The 18,188-nt window shown below is 37.3% G+C and carries 17 protein-coding genes; 1 reads left to right on the plus strand and 16 read right to left on the minus strand.

Annotated elements, in window-relative coordinates; translation table 11 throughout:
* Positions 1-358: 358 nt before the first annotated feature.
* A complete protein-coding gene (locus QM481_RS20505; protein WP_283383112.1) occupies positions 359-811 on the plus strand; it encodes a cold shock domain-containing protein in 453 nt (150 codons plus the stop codon).
* Between the two features lie 82 nt (positions 812-893).
* Here QM481_RS20505 and QM481_RS20510 read toward each other — a convergent pair whose 3' ends face one another.
* From QM481_RS20510 to QM481_RS20585, 16 genes are all read right to left on the minus strand, one after another.
* Entirely contained in the window at positions 894-1,058 is a 165-nt protein-coding gene (locus QM481_RS20510; RefSeq protein ID WP_166551967.1) for a hypothetical protein, read from the minus strand.
* A 429-nt stretch (positions 1,059-1,487) separates the two neighbouring features.
* Positions 1,488-1,679, minus strand: a complete 192-nt coding sequence (locus QM481_RS20515; RefSeq protein ID WP_166551966.1) for a cold-shock protein — start codon at positions 1,677-1,679, stop codon at positions 1,488-1,490.
* 71 nt (positions 1,680-1,750) lie between these two features.
* Positions 1,751-3,400 (minus strand): glycoside hydrolase family 28 protein, encoded by a 1,650-nt coding sequence (locus QM481_RS20520; RefSeq protein WP_283383113.1) that lies wholly within the window; start codon positions 3,398-3,400, stop codon positions 1,751-1,753.
* A 321-nt stretch (positions 3,401-3,721) separates the two neighbouring features.
* Positions 3,722-5,242: a SulP family inorganic anion transporter gene (locus tag QM481_RS20525; protein ID WP_283383114.1), complete on the minus strand. Its 1,521-nt coding sequence runs from the start codon at positions 5,240-5,242 to the stop codon at positions 3,722-3,724.
* Between the two features lie 542 nt (positions 5,243-5,784).
* The gene (locus QM481_RS20530; protein ID WP_283383115.1) at positions 5,785-6,462 is read right to left on the minus strand and encodes a LytR/AlgR family response regulator transcription factor; all 678 of its coding nucleotides are present in this window, start codon (positions 6,460-6,462) and stop codon (positions 5,785-5,787) included.
* Positions 6,463-6,473: 11 nt separating this feature from the next.
* Positions 6,474-8,279: a tetratricopeptide repeat-containing sensor histidine kinase gene (locus QM481_RS20535; RefSeq protein ID WP_283383116.1), complete on the minus strand. Its 1,806-nt coding sequence runs from the start codon at positions 8,277-8,279 to the stop codon at positions 6,474-6,476.
* Positions 8,280-8,378: 99 nt separating this feature from the next.
* Entirely contained in the window at positions 8,379-8,774 is a 396-nt protein-coding gene (locus QM481_RS20540; RefSeq protein ID WP_283383117.1) for a hypothetical protein, read from the minus strand.
* Between the two features lie 73 nt (positions 8,775-8,847).
* Complete coding sequence (locus tag QM481_RS20545; RefSeq protein WP_283383118.1) at positions 8,848-9,414, minus strand: collagen-like triple helix repeat-containing protein; 567 nt, start codon at positions 9,412-9,414, stop codon at positions 8,848-8,850.
* A gap of 860 nt (positions 9,415-10,274) precedes the next feature.
* Positions 10,275-10,706: a MarR family winged helix-turn-helix transcriptional regulator gene (locus QM481_RS20550; protein ID WP_283383119.1), complete on the minus strand. Its 432-nt coding sequence runs from the start codon at positions 10,704-10,706 to the stop codon at positions 10,275-10,277.
* Between the two features lies 1 nt (position 10,707).
* On the minus strand, positions 10,708-11,187 hold the full coding sequence (locus QM481_RS20555) for a glutathione peroxidase (RefSeq protein WP_166551958.1): 480 nt from the start codon (positions 11,185-11,187) through the stop codon (positions 10,708-10,710).
* Positions 11,188-11,362: 175 nt separating this feature from the next.
* Positions 11,363-11,662: an AtuA-related protein gene (locus QM481_RS20560; protein WP_283383120.1), complete on the minus strand. Its 300-nt coding sequence runs from the start codon at positions 11,660-11,662 to the stop codon at positions 11,363-11,365.
* Positions 11,659-13,005, minus strand: a complete 1,347-nt coding sequence (locus QM481_RS20565) for an acyclic terpene utilization AtuA family protein (protein ID WP_283383121.1) — start codon at positions 13,003-13,005, stop codon at positions 11,659-11,661. The genes QM481_RS20560 and QM481_RS20565 overlap by 4 nt, the downstream gene beginning before the upstream one ends.
* Before the next feature lie 3 nt (positions 13,006-13,008).
* Entirely contained in the window at positions 13,009-14,304 is a 1,296-nt protein-coding gene (locus QM481_RS20570; protein ID WP_283383122.1) for a CitMHS family transporter, read from the minus strand.
* A gap of 17 nt (positions 14,305-14,321) precedes the next feature.
* Positions 14,322-15,350, minus strand: a complete 1,029-nt coding sequence (locus tag QM481_RS20575) for an alpha/beta hydrolase (protein WP_283383123.1) — start codon at positions 15,348-15,350, stop codon at positions 14,322-14,324.
* Between the two features lie 594 nt (positions 15,351-15,944).
* Complete coding sequence (locus QM481_RS20580) at positions 15,945-17,282, minus strand: DUF3237 family protein (protein ID WP_283383124.1); 1,338 nt, start codon at positions 17,280-17,282, stop codon at positions 15,945-15,947.
* A 16-nt stretch (positions 17,283-17,298) separates the two neighbouring features.
* Positions 17,299-18,066, minus strand: a complete 768-nt coding sequence (locus QM481_RS20585; protein WP_283383125.1) for a 3-hydroxyacyl-CoA dehydrogenase — start codon at positions 18,064-18,066, stop codon at positions 17,299-17,301.
* Positions 18,067-18,188 lie beyond the last annotated feature (122 nt).

Genomic DNA, 18,188 nt, shown 5'->3' on the forward strand with positions numbered 1-18,188 from the left:
GATAGTTAAAAGTGCCCTAATATAAACGAATTACGATGCCCTTTTATCCTGATTTAGCAACTTTTTTAAATTATTATTTTTCTCGAAAAAATAATATTTAGCTAATATTCCAGTTAAAGTTGTATAAAATTGAAAGGAGGTTGTTATATTTATGTAAGGGGAATTTATTCTTCCAATAGCCAGTAGGTTTCGCATTCAATACAGCATAATCCCATATAATTCTTTTATCTTTGTTGGATAGACGTAACACAATCGCTTTTGGAATGAAATATTTTAATATGACCCCCTTATGCAACACTGGTTCTCTATCTTCAGGTATAGTCAATATTGATTGACATCACATTTTAACCCCTCCAATATGAGCAGTTCCCAAATAACGGCAAACAAAAAAGACAGAGAATCCAAAAAACGTAAAAAACGTCAAGAGAAAGATGACAAGAGAGAGGATAGAAAAACTAACTCTAATAAAGGGAAGGATTTTTCAGAGATGTTAGCTTATGTTGATGAATATGGAAATCTTACAACTACGCCTCCAAAACCTGCGGGAAGTGAGGATAATGCCGCTTCGGGAAAAAGATCAGATAGATACGAAAGAGGTCCAGCAGATAAAGCTGCACATCAAGGGATCGTTGAGTTTTTTAACACTCAAAAAAGATTTGGTTTTATCATTGATAGTAAATCTAAGAAAAAAATATTCTTTCACGCCAATGACTTGAAAGAGCCAGTTAAGGAGCAAGACCAAGTAGAGTTTTTGGTTGAACCTTCAAGTAAAGGACCCAAAGCTGTTCAAATTGCCAAATTGGCCAACTAATTAATTCCATGAAGAGTGTTTGTTTCAAACACTCTTTTTTTCTGCCCATATATTTTTCTTAAATCACTTCTTCTTTGTTAGTCTAAGCAGGATTAAAAATCAATTTATCTCCGTATTTTTCTCTTTTTTTATCCAAAAGAGCACGATCAAAAGAAATCGTAAAATCCTTCACAGGGTCTTGGATAAGGCAGGTGATATACATACTCAAATCTTTTTTTTCTTTTACTTTCTTATCTTTTTTTATCATAACCGATATACTCCTAGGAGCTTTTAAAATGATGGATGAAATCTTAGAGGAGCATAATAAGAAGGGAAGTCGGTCGGGAGACAATAAAAGTAAAATACTTTTAGAGAGAAATTCATCTATTAAGTTAGTAGGCAAAATTAAAATAAATCTTACCCGCATTAAGCTCTAGGCTTTATGCTGTAGGCTAAAAGTTGAAAAGAATCTCTCATGAAATAATTTAAGCTCTTTTGCTTAATGCCTACGGCTTACAGCTTAAAGCGCATTAATGCAATTTTATTTTGCATTAATACTTATTAGTGCTTGCTAATTAGACCAAAGTTAACAGTAATAAATTACGAAACAAATTAATTGAGAATCATCCCATTAGTACAAAAAAAAGCACACCTCGAAAGGCGTGCTTAAAAGAAATGATCAGTTATATCTTATATATTAAGCCAACTTTACATTAACGGCATTTAATCCTCTTTTACCTTGAGCTACGTCGAAAACAACTTTGTCATCTTGACGAACTGAATCTACTAATCCTGAAATGTGGACAAAGATATCCTCTCCACCATTTTCTGGAGAAATGAAGCCAAAACCTTTTGACTCATTGAAAAATTTTACTGTTCCTGTTTGCATTTGTTTTAATTTTTGACAAATAACGGAACAAATGTTGATAACTCCTAATATCTTGATTAAAATTTACGGAATTAAGGCATTATAGAAAGAACAGATTCTATAGCTCCACCTTTCCATTCTACTTTTTGGCTAGCTTGTTCCAATTTTGTTTTTATTACAGTGATGCTTTTTGTGCGATCTCCACTAATTGTGAAGAAGCGTTTGGCACCTTTACTTACTTCAATGTTATCGAAAGTGATTTTTTGACTATTTTCTATTGAAATAACAGGTTCTGTTTTTTCAGAAAGTAAAGCTACATTTTTACAGGTAATTCCACTTGCGTCTATCAATATAGCTCCCTCTTCTGCTTGAAGTGTTGCATTTTCAATAGCAATATTTTGAATTGGCATTTCTGGTAATCCACGCACAAAGATGCCTTTTTTAGCACCATGACAAACAATATTTTCGAATTTCATATTTCTGAAAATAGGAGTCCCTTCATTTACAATCGGACGTTCATCTCTTGGTGAATCTGTGGCAAATTTTACAAAATAGTACATATCAAAGAAAATGGCCTCCTGAGCAATATCTTTCATATAAATATTTTTAGCATAAATATTTTCAACAACACCCCCACGACCACGAACAGACTTGAAGCGTAGTCCTTTGTCGGTACCCATAAATGTACAGTCATACACAAAGAGGTTGCGAGCACCACCACTCATTTCGCTTCCAATTACAAAGCCACCGTGACCATTATATACAACATTGTTGCGGATAATACCGTTTTCGGTTGGCATTCCACGTTTACGACCTTCTTCGTCTTTACCTGATTTAATACAAATCGCATCATCTCCTACGTCTAAAGTACAACCTTCAATCAAGAAGTTTTTACAAGATTCAATGTCCATACCATCTCCATTTTGCGCGTACTCTGGATTTTTGACTACCACATTTCTAATCGTCAAATTTTCGGTCATCAATGGATGCAAACACCATGCTGGAGAGTTTTGAAAAGTAACACCATCGATTAAAACTTTTTTACATTGTGTCAAAACCAACAAATTAGGGCGAAGAAAATCTTTCATATCGGCAAAATCAGCAGGTTTTTTGCCATCTGTAAGCAACATACTTTTACCCTCAACACTAGCTTTCAAGAATTGCTCGCTTGGATACCACGCTTTACCATCGGCTCTTACCACACCGCCTGAAGCTACTTTTTCTTTCCATTGTCCTTCTGTTAGCTGAGCTTTGTTTACAGCTCGCCATACATCTCCATTTCCATCAATAATTCCTTTGCCTGTAATAGCAACATTTTCAACACCTGTTGCCGAAATGGGAGACTGATTACGAGCAGCTTTTTTCCCTTCATAAGAACCTTCTATCAGAGCATACTGGCTTTTATCACCTGTAAAAAGTACGATGGCAGACTTTTGAATATGTAAGTTTACATTGCTTTTCAACTCGATAGGTCCTGTTAACCAAATACCTTTGGGAATCAGAACAACTCCACCCCCTTTTTGGCTAATCGTATTAATAGCGTTATTAATTGTCTGTGTGTTGAGCGTAACACCGTCTGGTTTAGCACCTAATTTCTGAATATTGAGAGTATCTTTTCTGAAACTTGGTTGAGTAATTTTGGGTAAATTATCCCAACTATAAGATTGAGTTTTTTGCGCTAAACTAGCAAATGGAGTAGCTACAACTAAAGCCGCAGCCCAACGAAGAAAATGAGTTTTCATAAACCGTCTGAATGATTAAATGTCATAGTTCCATCTAGAGTGTATTCTGGAAGATTTTTTCAGAATTTTACTCAAGAGAGCCCCAAAATGAAAAGGGTTTAAAGGCAATTGAGCTAAAATCAATGCTTTTATGTTCGAAATTGGACTTCAATATTGAACTTAACAAATAAAAAACTGTCTTTTTTAGTGCAATCGTTACCGGCAACGTTGCCAATTTTGAAGATTAAGAAGGGAACCGTCTCTAAATAAATAGACCAGTCCAAGAAGAGAAAGCTCATTTCTTCTTGGACTGGTCACATTGTTGATTTTTCTAAATTGTACCTATTCCATGACAGGATAAGTGGGGTCATCGATGATGTTTACATCTATTATTTGGTTAGCATTTTGGAGCAATTGGCGACAATCGGCACTCAAATGACATAAACGAACTGTCTTATTCAATTTTAGGTATCTTTCGGTCAACTTGTTGACGGCATCTATGGCACTCATATCAGCAATACGGCTTTCTTTAAAATCTATGATGATTTCTTGTGGGTCGTTTTGAATGTCAAACTTTTCCATAAAAGTAGTAGTAGAACCAAAGAATAGCGGGCCATAAATTTCATAATGTTTTACTCCATGCTCATCTATAAATTTGCGTGCACGAATACGTTTGGCGCTTTCCCATGCAAATACTAGGGCTGAAATGATTACTCCAATCAATACCGCTAATGCCAAATTATGAAGCCATATTGTAATCAATGCGACTAAAATGCCTACAATTATATCAGCTTTGGGCATTTTGTTAATAACTTTCAGACTCATCCACTCAAAAGTGCCAATAGCCACCATCATCATTACACCTGTCAACGCCGCCATAGGCAATGCTTCGATAATTGGTGAAGCAAAAAGGATTATTGATAGAATCGTAAAAGCCGCTACAATTCCCGAAAGTCTAGCACGTGCACCGGCAGAAATGTTTACCAAAGTTTGCGCAATCATGGGACAACCGCCCATACCAAAGAAAAAACCATTGAGGATATTAGCCGCTCCCTGTGCTAGCGACTCTCGATTACCATCACCTCTAGTTTCAGTGATTTCATCTACAACATTAAGCGTTAAGAGTCCTTCGGTAAGGCCAACGCCACCCATAACCAAGCCATACGGAAAAATAATTTGTAGCGTTTCAAAAGTAAGCGGTACTTGAGGGATATGAAAAGGGGGTAATCCACCGCTGACAGAAGCAATATCTTTTACAGTTTTGGTATCTATCTGAAAGAAAAAAACTATAAAGCCTACGATAATAATTGCTACTAGCGAAGAAGGAACGGCCTTAGTAAGACGCGGAAAGCCTAGTACAATAAGAATGGTTAGTGCAACTAATCCTAACATTGTATAAAGTGCCGAGCCTGAAAGCCATGTCAGATGTCCATCAACGACTGTTTTGAATTGTTCTAATTGCGCCATGAAGATAATAACAGCCAAACCGTTCACAAATCCAAACATAACAGGTTGAGGAACAAGTCGTATGAATTTCCCCAAACGAAAGATTCCGACTAGTAATTGAAAGATTCCCCCCAAGATAATAGCAGCAAATACATAGTCAAGCCCGTGTGAATTCATCAAGGCAATGAGTACGACCACGGTTGCACCTGCTCCTCCTGAAATTAGACCGGGTCTACCACCGAAAATGGAAGTTATGAGTCCCATAATAAAGGCACCATACAACCCAACCAATGGAGGAAGTTTGGCTAAGATAGCAAATGACAGAGATTCTGGAATCATGGTCATGGCAACTGTCAATCCTGCCAGAATTTCTGTTTTGTAGTCTACCTTTTGTTTAAAATTAAATAACTGAGTCATTGTTAGAGAATAGTCTATCATCAACCCAAAGGCGATGACTTTTTAATAAATTTGTTAAGAAAATCTTGCGTATTTTGTCAAAATCAAGGCGCGAAAATTGGATCAAGAAATGGCTCAAGGCAGAGTAAGTTGAGTATTGTATCTAAACTTTTTCACAATCATGATATAAAAGTACAAACAAGCTCACTAAATCTGTTTGTGCTAGTTGAATAATACAATTTATTCATGAGAAAATTTTTATAGATACATTTATTAGAAGAGACTCAGACTGTTGGAGGTGTCGTTTTTTATCTGTGGTGGAGTTTTTAGCCCTCGTTGGAGCTATCTCCAACGAGTCAACCGCAAGCAACGTGGGAAGTATTGATGACATTATTTAGCAAGCTTGTTGATAATGCTAATTTGTTGGCGAAAATTCCAACAAAGGTTTCAAACGTCTTTGCTGAGGTATATTTTAATCTATCTAGATGAAGAAGCAGTAGTAGCTGAGACTATTTCAGCGACTAATGACCAATTTTGAGCATATTGATCTTATTATCAATGGTTTACTTATCAAAGAGGTCTTTTTTGGAAAGGGGTATGATGGCATTTTTTATGACCACATTTTTAGCATTATACTTCTCAATTTTATCCTTATTGACTATAAATGCTCGATGAATTTGAATGAATTTTGAGGGAGGTAATACTTCTAAAATTTGTGAAATAGTTGCACGAGATTTAAACGTTTTCTCGTTGGTATAAAAGAGTAAATAATTCCCTTCTGAATTGATGAAATTGATATCATCTAGTGGTAATTCTACTTTATACTCACCATCTTTTACCAAAATGGTAGGTTTGGGTTTGTCTTCTTTTGAAGATTTTATGAGTGCCAATTCAATAGAGGCTATTAAGTCGCTGTTTTTAAACGGTTTGGTAAGATAAGAATAAGGTGACGTTGCGACAGCTTCACTGATGATGTTGGTATTTTCGTAAGCAGTCAGATAGATGAATGGTACTTTTTGTTTGTTTTGAATGAGATTACCTAAACTAATACCATCCATTTCTCCATCGCCGAGATTGATATCAAGAATAGCGAGGTCAACCAATTCCTTATTAAGGATTGCCAAGGCTTCACCAGCATTCTTGGCTTCTAAAACCTGATAGCTATTTTCTTGAAGAATTTTCTTTGTAAGTCTTCTATTCAGGAAATCGTCTTCAACGATTAGTATTACTTTTGAATTCATTGTAGAGGTCGTTAAAAACACATTTTCAGTTCAAACCCTTTTTTGAGTTGTGTTTCCACTGTGCCATTGAGTTGGTCAATCAGCCCTTTCGTGATTTCTACCCCAAGCCCTTTGGTTTGTACATTCTTAAAATCAAAGCCAATGCCATTGTCGATGTAGTGCAGACAATTCTTTTTTGAGTTTTTCTCTTGGGTAATTTCAATATTGATAATGCCTTTTGTTTGATTCTTGAAAGCATGTTTCATGCTATTGCTAACCAACTCGACGATAATCAAACCCAAAGGCAGTGCTTTTGTGATTGATAAAATCTCGATGTCACAAGTAATAAACAGGCTCACATTCTTTTCTTTGATGTCATACGAATCCTTGACGAGTTCGGATAGGTCGGTTATGTATCGTTTCAAGTCAACCTCATTAACACTTTCCGAAACATTCAATTTTTTATGGAGCAAAGCAATCGAATGAATCCGATTCTGGTTGCTTCTTATCAAGTCGTCAATGTTGCTATGGCTCGCTGATTCTTTCTGGATTTCTAGAATGCTGATCACATACTGTAGATTGTTTTTTACACGATGTTGCAGTTCGGAAAGAAGCATTTGTTTCTGCTCCATTGTTTTCTCTATTTCCTCCTTTTGAAGGCTTATTTCTCGGTTTTTATCCTTCAGAACGGCATTATTTTTTTGTTTTTGACGGTTATTCCGAATCAAAATAATAGTCAATAATCCGAAAAAAATAAGAAATCCAATGAGCGTATTTTGCCTGATAGAATTGTTGTACTCTTTTTTAGCTTCTATCAATTCTTGCTCACGTTGTTTGATGGTATTGACAATATTCTGCGTTTGAAAAATTCTGGAAGTAGTGTAAAGACTATCGTTAGAGGCATTTACTATTTTCAGATAGTAGATTGCTTTGTCTGGGTTTTTATGTTCGTAGATTTGCGCTAAAATTTTAGCGGCACTTATGGTAAGCACTAAGTTTTTGAATTGTCGACCGCCTGCTAAGGCTTTTTCTGCATAAAAAATAGCCGAGTCGGGCTGGTTCATTGCCTGAAAAACCCCTGCCAAATCGACCGACTGCTCAGTTTCTAAAAAAGGGTTGCCGAATTTGTTTGAGAAACTAATCGCAGTTCTTAGATAGTGTAGGGCTTGTGGGTAGTTTTTGCGTTTTTTTTCTACCCTTCCCATGACGGCATTGGCATAGGATACCTCTATAGGAATGTTCAATTTTCTACAACTCGAGTCTATTAATTTTCCATAATACATGGCAGAATCGAGCACGTTTAATTTTTCATAAACCTCTCCAAGATTATGAAAAATCAACCATTTCCCATTATTAGGAAGTGATTCTATTTCTGGGTTGTTTTTGGCTTTTAATAACCATTCTAATCGGTGTTTGCTATCTTGTTGTTTTTCGTAAACAAGAGCGATTAAGTTATAAAAAACGATTTCTAATTTGGGGTATTTTGCTTGACTTACCTGCAAGCCTTCATAAGCCGACTGCATACCGTTTTGCCAATCGCCCGTGATGGTTGAGACGAAGCTCAACGCCTGTAAAGAAATCAGTTCGCCGTATGTGTAATCGAGTTTTCGGGCAAGATTGATTGACTTGGTTGCATATACTACAGCTTGATGAGGCGCTGTCATGGTATGATACCTTGCCAAACGCCATAAGCTGATGACACTATTAGTGTCTTCGGCGCCTACTTCTAAATTTAGTTTCAGTTTTTTGACTTCACTTTCAGGTAGGGAGAGAGGTTGCCCAAATACAGTATAAGAAGCTAAAAATAAAAGTGCTATTTTAATAAGTGTGTTGGGCATTTTCAGTGGATAGTAGTACAAAAAACACCTTTCCCTATTCTTTATTTTTGAAGAGAAAAGGTGTTTTATCCTCTAATCGCAAATATAAATCAAATTTGATTAGAATGGTTTCGGGACAACAAGTTTTCCAGTACCACACACATTGATTGTACCTGTAGTTTTCCACGCAAATGTTACAGGTTTTGAGGGGTCAGTTACTTTAATAACCCAATTTTGCTCATAATTGCCCGAGCCAATAGCGCCAAGGGGCTTACAAGATTCACAAGTACCGTTGGTAATTTCTAAATTGGCTGCCGAAAAAGTAGCACCACCATTTGGTGCCCCCCATTTCATTTTGGCATTAAGTTTACCCGTTTCAGTGGTTTTTTGCAACATGAAGTGATGCGTGTTTTTTAGTTTCATGTCTTTATCACACCATAGCGTATTGTGATTTTGGGCATCTACAAAATGTCCGATAAACAGAACTATTGCGAGGGTAAAGAATAATCTTTTCATTTTTGTAAATAATTAAGCGTTTTTCGCCTACTCTCAATCAGCATTTTCGGCAGACTGCTTTCAATAAATTATTTTAATCCTCTAGGTTATAATACGCTTTTACGGCATTATAATCAGAGAAATCTACTGCTGCCTTACGCCCACCTCGTATGTCGTTTGCAGGGATAATTACGATACGAGTTGAAGCTGAAAGTGATGCTGTCGAAGCTAATTTTCTATAAATATTTATTCCTGCGGTGTTTCCAGCAAAAGAAGTTTCATAGTAGAATTCATGTTCAACTCCATTTGATGGAACAATACCAGGTATTGCATACCAACCATAAGAGGTTGCGTTATTTGGTGTGCCGTTGGTCATATAGACTAGTATAGCACTACTATTCATTATTGCAGTGGTGACATTAGAAGGGAAAACAAATTGTTGAGCTGAGCCTTTTGCAGCCGTCCAAGTTTTGGCTGCGTATGAGATTTGAATCACGTTGGCGTTGCCAGTTTGTCCGGCAGGGCCTGTTGGTCCAGCTGGTCCTACCGATCCTGCTACCCCAGCTGGACCAACGTCCCCTGCTGGGCCTTTACAATTTGTAAATAGTAAACTACAACATAATGCTGATAAAATTACGGGTAGAAAAGATGATTTTTTCATTGCTATTGCGTATCTCCGCCGAGTGTTTAATTGCTTGAGATTCGATTATAGAATGAAATTAGATTGACATGAAAATGGGACAAAATTTCTGGGATAAAACGCCGATTTTAGGGATAGAAAGTGATATTGATCAAACATAATTCGAGATTTTACCCAAACAGATACATCTCTTAATGACATATTGTTCTCTCGTTTCCGAACAAAACGCTGTATTTCATCGGAGATGTCTAAGTAAGGTCTTTACAAATAGTAGTGTAAGTTGACAATTATCGAGAATTTTTGAATGTGAAGTGAAGCAAATCTAGCTCGATAGATATTACCACGATTCCTCAGGAATTAGAATTTGGAAAGTTCTTAATATGGTTTCAGGAAATAACTATTGGTATATAGCGATATGAAGGCTGGTGAACTCAAGCGAATGTGTAAGAACTGAAGTAGCGCTATCTAAGGGAAATTAGTGAGGTGTTTGATATTTTCAAGATAAGCAGTTTTAATGGTTCTATTAATCAGAATCATCCTTATGCAGGCTTTTGTAAGTGTTACTATCCTATGTGTGGCTTCAATCATAAATGAATGCATCGGGTGTGTGAGAAGATAGGATTTAAATATGAATTTACTATTTGTTTCTTTTTCCTCTGATGGTCATGTTGCTGAGGTTGGTACCAATGCCTATGGCTTAAGTAACCTACACACTAAACGCTCGATTTCGGGTACAATTTTCATCATGATTTTTTTTCGGAAAATAGTATCAAAAGATAGGTGCATTCTTCTATACCTATTTTCAAAATACCTTTTATTCGAAATTATTAACTTAAAGGTACAAAAATAGCCGATTTTCATGAGAATCGGCTATTTACGTTTTATGAACCCTGAATGAGCTTATATAATAAGGTATGTAGTTGAATGGCTTCGTCTTTGGTTAGAGAAATTTGTTGCATTAGTTTAGAGGGAACTTGTTCTGCTTGTGTCTTTAGGGTTTCACCTTTTTCAGTCAAAGAAATACAAATGCTTCGCTCATCTTGTTTAGAGCGAATTCTTGTCAACAAGCCTAATTCCTCCATCCGTTTCAATAAAGGTGTTAGGGTATTGGATTGTAAGTATAATTTTTGAGCGATGTCCGAAAGGCTTAAATTGTTTTTTTCCCACAGAACCAACATGACCAAGTACTGAGGGTAAGTAAGATTCAATTCTTGAAGAATTGGTTGATAGCACTGGGTGGTAAGTCGCGAAGCTGTATATAAAGGAAAGCAAAGTTGTCTTTCGAGCTTCAATACTTCTGATTCTTCTAGCATACTACAATACTTTACGAATATCGTCTTCAATAGCCTCAGGTTTGGTAACGGGTGCATAGCGCTTCACTACCTTTCCATTTTTGTCAACCAGAAATTTAGTAAAGTTCCATTTGATACGGCTACCGAACAATCCTCCTTTTTTACTTTTTAGATATTTGAAAACAGGATGAGTCTCATCTCCATTTACGTCACATTTTGCCATCAACTGGAAAGTTACGCCATGATTCATTTGACAAACTTGCTCGATGGTATCATTGGTTTCTGGCTCTTGCCCAGCAAATTGATTGCAGGGAAATCCCAAAACGACTAAACCTTGATCTTTGTATTTTTGGTGCAAACCTTCCAAACCTTCAAATTGTGGTGTCAATCCACATTTGGTTGCCGTGTTGACAATTAATACAGCTTTACCTGCAAATTCTGACATTGATACTTCTTTGCCAGCAGGTGTTTTAGCTGACAAATCATAGAACTTTTGATCCATTTTTTAATTTTTTGCAATTATATCGTACACGATACAAATGTATAATAAACTTCTTTTGGATACAAAAAAATACATCAAATCTTACAAGAATGTTAGAATTGATGTATTTAAGAATATGAAAATTTGGGTAAGGTATTTAGAATAGTTTCCTAGGTAATTAGGGGAAATGGCATGATTAAATCTCCATTTCCAGAAGTGCATAACTCAAAGTTTTGCCATGAGTATCGATTGCCAACGATGTTGTAACCCCACCTAATAATGCCTGTTGACAAACAAATAACAGAGATGAAATATTAGGTAATTCGTATCGAGTAATTTCACCTTCGACGATTCCTTGTAAATGTGCTTGTACTTTTTGTGCAGTAATTTGAGTACAAAGTAGCTCATAATCAGACTCCTTGAAGGGAATTAATGATAGCGTAAGAGTATTGCCTTTGTCGCCTGCTCTGCTGTGGGCTATTTCGTAAAGTTTCATGCGCTTAAAATGTCTACGTTTGCTTTTAATAAATTTCTGTCAATTAAAATGGAGACAATCCCTATTACCTCATTTACATTTTTTCGTACACCCCCACCAGCTGCAGGACCATTGGTATAGAGCGCTTCGACTTCTTCTCCAATCAATGAAGCTTCGTGGGCAGTTGTGGCTTTTCCCGAGACTCTCAATCTTACTTCAGGTAAATAGGATTCTTCGACTTTCATTTTAGCACTAAATTCTTCTCGAAAAATGGAATTTAAGCCGATGTAATCTATTCTAAATGCTTCGAATTGAGGTTTTAGTCTTTGAGATAAAATCTCACCTGCTAGTTTGGCTCGCCCGACGGCGTTGAATCCAGCATAAGAAATTTCACCTTCTCCAAGGTAAAATGCTTTATAACCAACACTTGCTTTGTAAGTTGACGGTTTGGTTTTGCCTGTACCGCCCGTTACCCAAATTTGATTTTCACCAATTTCTTCTAATTTGACTGTCGTAAAATCAGCAATTACATCAGGAGTATAATATTCATGCGGATTTATGACCTCGTATAAAAGCTGTTCTTTGGCAGTTTGCAACGTAATTTTGCCTCCAGTGCCTTTTACTTTACTAATGACTGCTGAACCATCGGCATAGATATCAGCAAAAGGATGTCCCAGATTTTCTAATCCCTCTATCGGTTTCATGATGGGTTCGGCAAAATATCCACCAGTGATATGTCCTGCACATTCGAGTAAGTGTCCAATCACGGTGCCTTTTCCCAACAAATCAAAATCATCTATTTGCCATCCAAATTCATGAATCATGGGGGCTAAGAATAAAGAGGGATCTGATACTCTTCCTGTTATAATTATTTGTGCATCATACTCTAAAGCCTCCAAAATTCCCTCAACACCCATATACGCATTGATAGAAATAACCTCATAGTCATTTAACGCTTGACCATTTTCCAAAATGGTGAAATGGGTGGAGCTATTTTTTACCCATTGTGTAGCATCATCGCCTGTCACGGCGGCAACTTTAATGGGCAATTGTAGTTCTTGAGCTATCTCAATGACTTTTTGGGCGGCTGCCAGTGGATTCGCCGCCCCCATATTCGTGATGAGTTTTATTTGATTTTTGACTAATAATGGCAATAATGATTTGATTCGCTTCTCCAGAAGTGGATCATACCCTTTGGATGCGTCTTGTAATTTTCTTTTTTGGGCTAAGGCAATCGTTCTTTCTGCCAGACATTCTAGCACGAGGTAGTCCAATTCTCCTTGTTCGGCTAATACAAGCGCTGGTTCTATTCTATCTCCCGAAAAACCTGCTCCGCATCCTATTCTTATTTTTTCTTTTTTCATGTGCTAAATATGTATCGAACCTGTCAGTAAAGCCATAATCGTCATCGCAAGGGTGGTACCCCAAGCCCATTTGAAGGTAAATTTTTGATGTTCTCCCAAATCAACTTCTGTCAAACCAATCAATAAAAAAGTAGATGCCGTCAAGGGGCTAATCGGAAACCCCACCGTCATTTGTCCAAGCAAAGCAGCGCGTCCTATTTCTAAAGAATCTAAATGAAATTGTGTTGCAGTTTGACTCAAAATAGGCACTACGCCAAAATAATAGGCATCTGGCGTGAAGAGAATACTCGCTGGCAAACTCGTAATAGCTGTTAGTACTGGCAAAAGATTCGCATGATGTTGAGGAATCAACGAGACTAACTCGTTTGCCATGGCATCAATCATTTTAGTTCCTGTAAGAATCCCCGAAAAGATTCCCGCCACGAATATCATACTCGATACGAGAAAAATATTCATGCCGTGACCACGCAATACTTTTTGTTGGTCGGTCAATCGTGGATAGTTGATTAACAGCGCCAACATACTTGCCAGTAAAAACAAAACAGGCGCAGGAATCAGTCCCTTGATTAATACCACAATTAAGCTAATCGTCAAGATGGCATTGAGAATGATGAGTTTTGGGCGACGTAAACTTCTTTCATTTTCAGTTAAATTTTCCTGATGATTATAGGCAAAATCTACCACACCCAATCGTTTTCTTTCCTTCATCCCCAAAAAATACGCCACAAATAATACCCATGCGAGCCCAGCTAGTATGGCAGGAATATTAGGGTTAAAAATATGTACGGCATCTGATTTGAGTGTAGAAATAGCTCGTGCCGAAGTGCCAGACCAAGGTACGAGATGCATAGGTCCAACACTCAGCGCAACAATACAAGGTAATAACAAACGGTTGATTTTTAGCTGTTTGTAAATGGGTAAAAAAGCCGAAAGTACAATCATAAAAGTAGCGGTACCGTCGCCATCCAAATGTACAATCATGGTTAATATGGCTGTGCCAAGAATAACTTTGAGCGGGTCACCTTTTACATACTTGATGATAAAAGCAACCACTGGATCAAAAAGTCCAGCATCGAGCATGGTAGCAAAATATAGTACCGCAAAGGTTAGCAAGATGCCTGTAGGCGCTACCTGCTTCATGCCAGCAAGCATCATTTCTCCTAATTCTTTAGGAGAAAACCCCGCAATAATTCCTGCCAAAAGTGGTACGATTACCAAAGCAGTAATCACCGAGAGTCTTTTGGTAATGATTAAAAATAAAAAGATAGCAATGGTCGAAAATCCTAATAGAGCGAGCATATTATCGAGCGTATATGTTATTCGAAAACGAGATAGTCATTAAAAAATGGAAGCAAATCATTCAAAACTCTGCCATCATTTGTCCAAATTTTGTTCACATGGTTTCCAATATATTCCTCTGCAAAATGCTCAATACCAAGGTTTTCTAATTTTTGACTAAAGGCTCCACACTGAATTGGAAAGCGTTGCGCATCGTTTCTTCCCCAATCTAATTTTAGGGCTTTTAGTTTACGAAGGTTATCGGCATACTTATCTACCATCAATACAGGAAAATTTGCATTCCATTTATCAACAACCGTCTGATTGACTTGCAGACTATCACCTTGATACGTAAAAGGCATATCACAGTAAAAAGGAGGATTTGTAGGATTAGGAGACCAAGCACGACCCACAGCAACTAATACTTTTGGATAATAGGTTTTTCTTAACTCTTCGACCGTTTTTATTTTGGAAAGTTCCTTAAATGAATCGCTATTGGCACCAAATTCTTTGACCATCATCAATAACCCTGGACTCATGGCATATACCGAACTAAATACTTCTGGATATAACATCCCGATTTTGATAGCACCATAACCGCCCATCGAATGTCCGCCAATACCTCTGCTATTGCGATTTGCGATAGTTTTGTATTTACGGTCAATCGCTTCAACCAACTCCTTGGCTTCAAATTCAGACCAGTTACCCGTGAGAGTTGAATTACTATAAAAACTTCCTTCAAAAAGAGTATAATGGCTTGCAATAACTAAAATAAAAGGACGAATTTTAGCTTGAGCAATACTTTTGTCGAGAATCGCCTTCATGCCTGTTGTAATGCTATCATTGCCCATGAAGCCATGTAAATAGTACACCACAGGAAATCGTTTTTGTGTACTTTCATAATTCGGAGGAAGATATACCGAGATTTTACGGTTAGCATTTTCTCCCCCTGTATTTTGCAAGGTTTTAGCATTAATCACAAAGCTTTCGACCTTGCCAGCGGTTCGTTGAGCCTTTATTTGACTGAAAAACAGACAAGTAATTAGTAGTAATAAAATTCTTTTCATAAATCAAATGTGTTTTTTGGATAGATATGTTTTAAAAGGGGCTGAGTTAAGTATCAATGCTGAATTGTGAGTGGTGAATTATGAATATAAAATACTGATAATCAAAAAAAACTACATTCAAACTAGTAACCCAACACTCATACTTAGAGTATGTTTAAATTTTGAAGCTGTTTAAACTTTTCAAAAAACATATTTTACTGATTGATTCTTAGTCTTACTTTTTATCTAGGCGTTCCCACCTTGATACAAAAAGTAACCGCAGCGGCGGCCGCAAAAAATTCAAGAATTTATAATCGGAGTGGCGTACCACCTCGCTTCGCTCAAACAATTTAAATTCATTGCTTACGCAAGCAATTTTAAGAGAGCTTAAATAGCTTCTTTATAAATCACTAAAAATAATTTTTTATTCAATTTTCTGAAATCCTGTTGTTTGAGCCGAAGGCGAGTTTAGGATTTCTTGACTTTCTTTTGTTACTTTTCTTGTGTCAAGACAAGAAAAGTAAGGTGTCGCGAAGGGAAATGTCGTTTTTTCTACAAATACCCAAAAAATCAAATATACTTTAAACAGGCACAAAGTGCCTGTTTACTTTAATTCTATTTCACCGCCCAAATTTGAATCAAAACATGGTCGGGTTTACGGATGCCTTTACATAAGAATAAGCTATTATTTACCCAATCGTATTTTCCTTTGGGCGCCTCTAGTTTTGGAATAGTTCTAAAATAATATTGCGAAGGGTCAACATTCTCGCCTTTGGCAATTTTAGCGGCTATTTCAGGTGAAGCAACTCTCAATCCATTATTTTTTACATAAATAATCACTCCGTCATCCGTTTTGATTTGGTAGTTGGCATCTAGTTCTGCCACGCCATCGCTTCTCACAATTTGCCAGTCAGCACCTCCAGACAATACTTCTCCTTTGATACTTGGACCTTCGAAAGTACCTCCAACAATTGGAATGATGCGTCGTAGTCCATGCGGTGTTTGACCTACCGTAAGAGCTTCGCTTAGTAAAACTTTTATTTCACAGAAAAATGCTAAGCCTGGCGCTGGTGGTTCAGGAGTTGTCAGTCCATGCAATTGTAGCCAATCTCCAAAGCGTTCTACCCATGTGTCGGTAGGAATATTTTTCTTACTCATACCGAATCCATGACCACCTTTTTCGTAAATATGTAACTCGGCTGGTTGTTTGGCTTGGGTCCATTTGCTGTAAATCGAGGAGCTGTGTAAGGTGAAACCTAATTGGTCATCCGAAGCGGCTGCCACAAAAATCGGCGTAGGCTGAGTTGGGACTTTATTGCCCAAAATAGCTTTTTCGTAGGCATAAATAGGAGCAACAAAATTGGGTCTTTCAGCATCGTTGGCTGTATAAACTACCGACATGGTTAAGGTTCCTCCTGCCGAAAATCCCATCATGCCGATTTTGTTTGGATTGACATGGAATTTATCAGCATTCTGGCGGATATATTGAATCGCCTTACGCCCATCTTGCGTAGCCAAAGGAATCACCGCCGCATTTTCTTGATCGAGTGCTTTCATATTACCCATTTTACCCATGATTTCTGTAATGGGATTATCCGTAAAAGAGCGTGCTACTCGGTATTTCAAAACAAAAGCAGCAATACCTCTTTCATTCAGCCATTTTGCTACATCAACACCTTCATTGTCAATTGATAAGGTATGAAAAGCTCCTCCTGGCGCAACTACAATAGCAGTACCATTTGCTTTGTTAGGGTTAGGTAAATAGGCAGTAATAGTTGGGTCAACGATATTATAGGCTGTTCGACCGCCCCAATTAGCATTAGTTAACACTGATTCTTGCCAAGTCCAGCTTTCTGAGCCTGGGGCTTTGCCTTTGTATAATCGGATAACTTCTTGTGCATGAGCCGTATATCCGAGTAAAACGCCTAATATACAGGTAAATATTTTTTTCATAGTAAAAGGTTTTGTATTATTTCATTCCCATTCTAATAGCACCATCCAAGCGGATTACCTCGCCATTGAGCATGGTGTTTTCAATGATTTGTTGTACCAATTTCGCAAATTCTTCAGGTTTTCCAAGTCTTGAGGGAAAAGGAATTTGTTGTGCTAAAGATGCTTGTGCCTCGCTAGATAAATTTGCAAGCAATGGTGTTTCAAAAATCCCAGGAGCAATGGTCATCACTCGAATACCCATACGAGCAAACTCACGAGCAATTGGTAGGGTCATCGCTACCACGCCACCTTTAGAAGCTGAATAGGCCGCCTGTCCGATTTGTCCATCAAAGGCTGCTACCGAAGCGGTATTGATTACAATTCCTCTTTCTCCTTGTTCGTTTGGCGTATTATGTTGCATGACATTTGCACCCAAACGAAGTACATTAAATACACCTACTAAATTGACTTGAATGACTTTTTGAAAAAAAGCTAAATCATGAGGACCCTCTTTGCCTACAACTCTTTTAGCAGGACCAATACCCGCACAATTGATGACCCCGTTGATTTGTCCAAATACAGACAAGCCTTTTTCAATGGCTTGCATTACCTGTGTTTCGTCTACAATATCAGCTTTGCAAAAAAGCGCTGAATTGCCCAAACTTACTTGAGCATGTTGTCCCGCTTGTTCATTTATGTCTAGTAAAATAACTTTTCCGCCCTGCGAAATAATGTTTTGTGCCGTAGCCAATCCTAGCCCTGAAGCACCACCAGAAATAAGAAATATGTTTGATTGTATATTCATCGTAAAAAAGAAAAACCCTCAATACGTCAATAAAAGGGGATTTTTAAAGGAATATGATTGAGCAATATGCTCGTATGAATGGTTTTTTGGATAATAATTTAATAGAAATAAACCTTTACTGA

Origin of the sequence: Flectobacillus rivi, assembly GCF_030056655.1 — a bacterium.
Lineage (GTDB): Bacteria > Bacteroidota > Bacteroidia > Cytophagales > Spirosomataceae > Flectobacillus > Flectobacillus rivi.